Here is a 5544-nt window from a genome sequence, read left to right as displayed (position 1 = left end):
GAGGGGTTTTGTTGTCCAGCGCATGCAGGAAGAGGTCTGTACTATCACCCCAAGGTTCAAATCCGGTATCGAAAATTTCCCAAGGCTCTCGATCGTCACCTCGGTACAAATAATAGTTTTCTTGGTTAGGTGCGGGGACTGCGGGCTCCCCATCATCAACCTTAACCCCATCACTTGCCCCCGGAACCTCACACCCAGGTTTATTCGGCGGCGGGCAGTTGGACGTCAACCCCAACGGATCCACCCACCCCGTCGGATTCGGCACGTACTGGTACTGGTTCAACCCACCCGCGAGCTTCACCGGGTCCGGTGTCAGATACCGCCCTAACCTAGGGTCGTAATACCGATGGCGGTTGTAGTGCAGCCCACTTTCAACATCGAAATACTGCCCCTGAAAGCGCAGCGGTTGATCCAGATAGTCTTCGCCGGCCAAGGTGACGGCGGCAACTTTGCCGTAGGCGTCGTATTGCGCGGACCAGACGATTTCGCCGCTGTAGTCGGTGAGTTCCTGCGGGGTGCCGAGGTGGTCGAGTTGGTAGTAGAACGGGCAGGCCTTTTTCGGGCCTTTGCCGTCGAGCATCGCGAGTGGGCGGAAGGTGCCGGGTTCGTAGAGGAAGCTGCGGTATTGCGTGCCGCTGCTTTCGGCGACGAGGTGTTCGCCTTGCCAGAAGAATTCGGTGACGGCGCTGTCGACGGTTTTGCGGATGCGCCGGCCGAAGGCGTCGTAGTGATAAGTGGCGGTCTGGCCGTCGGGGCGGGTCAGGCCGATCAGGCGGTGCTGGCAGTCGTAGCGGTATTCGGTGACCAGGGTCTGGCCGTGGCCACGGCGTTCGCGGACCAGGTTGCCGAAGGCGTCGTAGTCGTAATGACGATCGCCCTGCATCAACAGGCGATTGCCCTTGATCTGCGCAGGGCCGGGGCGGTCCTGCATCAGCAGGTTGCCGGCCGGGTCGTGGGCGAAGGATTCGGGCAGTTCGTCGCGCGAGTGGCGTACGCGGATCAACCGGTCGAGGGCGTCGTAGCCATAGGTGCGCTGGCCGTGGCGGCTGTCGGCGATGTGCTCGAGATTGCCGTTGGCGCTGTAGGCATAATCCCGGCGGTACAGCGAGGCGTGGCGATGGCCTACAGCGTGGGCGAGCAAGCGGCCCTGATCGTCGTAGGAATATTCGCTGAGCAGCAGACCCTGCTGGCGTTGCTGTTCACGACCGCAGTGGTAGACGTGGCGCGTGAGCGGCGTGCCGTTGAGGTCGATGGCCGACAGCGCACCGCCCTTGGCGTAGTGATAGTCGAGCTTGCTGTTGTCCGGCAGGCGCAGGCGTTTGAGCTGGCCGCAGGCGTCATAGGCGTAGCGCAAGGTGCCCCAGCCCTGATGTTCGGTGATCAGCCGATCCTGACGGTCATACTCGAAGGCCAGCGGATGGTTCTGGTCGTCATCGACGGCAACCAAGCGCCCGAGGCGGTCGTAGTCGTAGCGGATCTTGGCGCCATCGGGCAGGTTCTTGACCCGCAACCTTCCAGCCGCGTCGCGCTGGTATTGGGTGACCAGCGATAAACCCTGCTCGCCGAATTCAGTCTTTTCCAGCAAATGACCATTGAGGTCGTAGACGTAAGCCGTACGCCGCCCATCAAACCCGGTTTCCTGTCGGATCAATCCGGTCGGCGTGTAATCCAGTCGGTACTTTTCGCCCGATTCGTTTTCAATCTCGGTCAGCAACAGCCGCGCATGGTCATAGCGGTACTGCACGCGGGTGCCGTCAGGATTGATCCGCCGCGAGACCAGGTGCAGGTCATCGTCATATTCATAGCGGGTGATGCGCCCGAGTTCATCGCGTTCGGCGGTGATCTGGCCGTAGGCGCCATAGCTGTAGGCGCGCGTGCTGCCCGTAGGAGAAGTCGTCAGGATCAGTCGGCCGGCCGCGTCCCACTCCTGACGGCTGACAACACCAAATTCGTCCTGGGTGGTAATCCGCCGGCCCAGCGCATCGTAGGAAAAGCGCCGCACGCCGCCATCGGGCAGGGTTTCTTCGATGAGCTGACCCAGCTCGTTCCACACCCAGCGATGGCGGCTGCTGTCCGGATAACGCAGCGACAGCAATTGCCCGCGCAAGTTGTAGTAGTAATGGGTGACCTGGCCGTCGGGATCGACCGCTTCGGTGACGGCGCCTTCGGCGTTGCGCCGGTAAATCCACACCGCATCACCACGGCAACGCTTGTAGAGAAAACCGTTGCGGTACTCGTAGGACGTTGGTGCATCGTCCGGCGGAATCAGCGCGATCAGCCGTCCGACTTCGTCGTAGCGATATTCGGTGACCGCGCCCAACGCATCCTGCTCGGCGATCAAGCGCCCCTGCTGGTCATAGGCCTTGAGCTGCTCGCCGCCATCGGCCGCAACCTGGCGCACCAGCCGCGCGCGCTCGTCGTGGACGTAGACTTCTTCGGTACCGTCGACGTAATGCACGGTCACGCTGGCGTCGTCATCGTTCCAGACGTAACGGGTGTTCATCTGCGAGAACGACGCCCAGTGCCTCACGCAGCGGGCGGCTTTGCCCTCGCGCTGCCACTCCCAGAAGAAGCTCGCGCCGCCAGTCAACTGGCGCTGGAGGATGACGTGGTGGTCGTCGTAGTCGTAGCGCTCGCTGTCGCCCACCGCATTGGTCGCGACCAGCAGGCGTTGCCGGGCATCGAAGCTGTAGGTGGCGAGGTTTTGCTCGGTGGTCCACTCGCCTTGGACGAACACCTGATAATCGACCGCCACCAGCTGCGCGCGGTCATAGCGCAACAGCAGCGCGCGCCCGGCGCCGTTGTCCAGACGCTGAATGCGGTCGGAGCGATCGCGTTGCAGGGTCAGACGATTACCGTAGACATCGCTGATTGCGGTCAGTCGTCCGGCGCGAAAGTGATAGAACCGCGCGCTGTCACCGGCCAGGGCGAGGATCAGTTCTTCCGGCTCATCACCGAGAAAGATCGCCGCCCGCGACAGGCTGTTGTGGATCGCCGGGCGCGCGACGTTGGGCAGGGGAAAGCGGGTGCGGCGGTTTTCGTGGTCGATCCAGATCACGCCATCGCCGTCGAAGGCCAGCCGATGCGCCAGCGTATGGCTCCAGCCGAAACCCAGGCCGATGTCGATCTCGACCGCGCTGCTGCGGTACAAACGGGTGAACTCGAAGGGCAACACGCCGTCGAGCACCGCGTCGGTCAGGGTCAGCAGTTCTTCGCCGGTGACCATCGACACCGGGCAGCCATTGGTACAAGTTTTGGGCACGCAATCGGCGGCGTCGCCGTTGGGGTTTTTCGCCTGGTCGGGCGCGTCGTCGTGTGGCTCATGGCGCTCAAGGCGGGCCATGTTTTGAGATTTGTCCCGCGCGAGTGGCGCCGGATTCGGCACGCTCAACACAACTTCATCGGCCTGACGAATGTTCAGCGGAATCGATGGCGTCGGCTTCAGCTCAACCTCGCGCGCATGAAACATCAGCGGCTTCAGCGTGCTCGCATGCTGCGTGAGTTCCGGCGTTGAGGTCAGTTCCGCCAAGCGTAAAGCAGAAGCCGCCAGCCATTCCCGCGCCCGTGGCGACTTGATCTTCGCCAGGACCTTGCTGCTCAAACGCAGCGATACGCCGGCACCGCCCGCCACGCGCATCAACAGGAAACTGATCAGCAACTCGGTGCGAACTTCGGCCACCACCTCGGCGAGGTATTGCGGCGGCAGCATCTTCAGCCAACTGGTGAACGCAGCCAGATGAATGAACAGCAACGGCTCGTCGCTGAGCATCAACAAGGCGTTGGCGATCGCTTCGTTTGAAGCGGCAAGCAGCGCCTCGAGTTCGACTTCGCTCAGGTATTCCAGGAGCTTCGCGCTGTGCTCCTGCAGATCGGCAAGTAGGGCGAACAGTTGTTGAATGTCATCCCAGACGCCATTCAAAGCTTTTTCCAGACCGCGCCAATCGGCCCGTTGCAACTGCCCGTAACGATCAAGAAAACCGGCGCTGGAAAACTCCGTCCATTGCGGTTGGAAGCCTGTCCATTCGCTGCGCAGCCAGCCTTCAAGACCGGCAATCACGCCTTCATATGAGGCATACAGGGCGCGGACATGGTCGGTAGAAACATCGGGAAAGAAGGTGACGCGGTAGCGCTGGCTCCGCACGCAATCGGTGACCTCGAGGATCCCGCTCGGGCCGATGGTGTAGCGCAGTGGTTCGCCGAAGGTCAGCACACCGTCGACGTCGCTGAGCAGCGGTTCGAGGGTCACCGGGGTGTCGCCGATCGGCACGAAGCGCGCGGTTTCGAACAAATGCACCAGGGTCAGCGGCCCGTTGGCCGGGCACATGACTACCGATGAGCTGATGGGGGCGCGCGAGGTGATCGGCGCGCTCAGTTGTACGTCATTGCCAACCTTGAACACCTGCTCGATGTCCAGCGCGGTCCCGGTCCAGAACTGCTCGGCCCAGGCGTCGTAGTTGTTCAGGCACAGGCGGAACTCGTCGATCAGCGCTTCGAAATCTGGCTGCTTCGGATTCAGGGCGGCCACCACCAGCAGTCCGATGCTGTTGTTCAGGGCCAGGAGCTGATCGGGTTGAAACATTCGCAGTCGCTCGCGCATGTGAAAAAACGGGAGCGCGGACTTTGCGGGGGATCAAAAAGGAAAGAAGTCGGGGAAGTAGGCAGTGTCTGTAGGAGTTTTCGCTAAATGCGAAAAGGCGTTGATGGCATTGCCCGTTGCTCAATGTCCATCGGCCTCGCTATGCTGCTGAACCCATTAATCAGATCCGCGTTGCGGCACGTTGCCTGTCGCCCGGGATGCCTTTGTTAACGGATCCGATGATGAATGCACCGCTGAAGACGTTCGGCCCGATCAAGGCCGTGATTTTCGATATGGACGGTTTGCTGCTCGACACCGAGGGCATCTACACCGAGGTCACCTCGCTGATTGCCGGGCGCTACGGGAAAACCTTCGACTGGAGCGTCAAACAAAACATCATTGGTCGCGGCGCCAATGACCTGGCCAATTACGTGGTGCAGGTGCTGGAACTACCGATCACTCCGGAAGAATTTCTGCAGATCCGCGAGCCGCTGATGCGCGAGCGTTTTCCCAAGGCGCAGGCAATGCCGGGGGCCGAAGCGCTGGTGCGTCACCTCAAGGCGCACAACATCCCGATCGCGGTGGGCACCAGTTCGTCGCGCCAGTCGTTCGGGCAGAAAACCACCTTGCACCGTGAGTGGTTTGCGCTGTTCGATTTCATCGTCACGGCGGACGATCCGGAAGTCGGCGCGGCCAAACCAGCGCCGGATATTTTCCTCACCGCCGCCCGGCGTTTGGGCGTTGCGCCCAAGGATTGTCTGGTGTTCGAGGATTCGCCGTTCGGCGTCACCGCAGCGAAAGCGGCAGGCATGACCGCAATCGCCATCCCCGACGCAGCAATGGCAGACGAGAAATATGCTCACGCTGACGGCATTATCCGCTCGCTGAAAAATTTCACGCCCAGCGTATTTGGCCTGCCGATGCTGGAACTGGCTTGACCGCTTAAACACAAACGCCGCCCTTCTATA

General features: G+C 61.5%; 2 protein-coding genes. One reads left to right on the top strand and one right to left on the bottom strand.

Going from position 1 to position 5544, the window contains the following annotated elements; genetic code table 11:
• Positions 1–4579 (bottom strand): RHS repeat-associated core domain-containing protein (locus F8N49_RS25040; protein ID WP_151553026.1); only part of this gene is annotated, 4579 nt, incomplete at its 3' end.
• Between the two features lie 239 nt (positions 4580–4818).
• On the opposite strand from F8N49_RS25040, the gene F8N49_RS25035 reads away from it, so the two are divergent.
• Positions 4819–5514: an HAD-IA family hydrolase gene (locus F8N49_RS25035; RefSeq protein WP_123443108.1), complete on the top strand. Its 696-nt coding sequence runs from the start codon at positions 4819–4821 to the stop codon at positions 5512–5514.
• Positions 5515–5544: the final 30 nt, after the last annotated feature.

Origin of the sequence: Pseudomonas sp. GXM4 (genome assembly GCF_008923895.1) — a bacterium.
Taxonomy (GTDB): Bacteria; Pseudomonadota; Gammaproteobacteria; order Pseudomonadales; family Pseudomonadaceae; genus Aquipseudomonas; species Aquipseudomonas atacamensis.
The sequence above is the reverse complement of the archived record's forward strand: the minus strand, read 5'-3'. Positions and strand labels throughout refer to the sequence as shown.

What these genes read in the sequence shown, in the direction of transcription:
- F8N49_RS25035 (WP_123443108.1), top strand. Translation starts at nt 4,819, where the DNA reads ATGAATGCACCGCTGAAGACGTTCGGCCCGATCAAGGCCGTGATTTTC.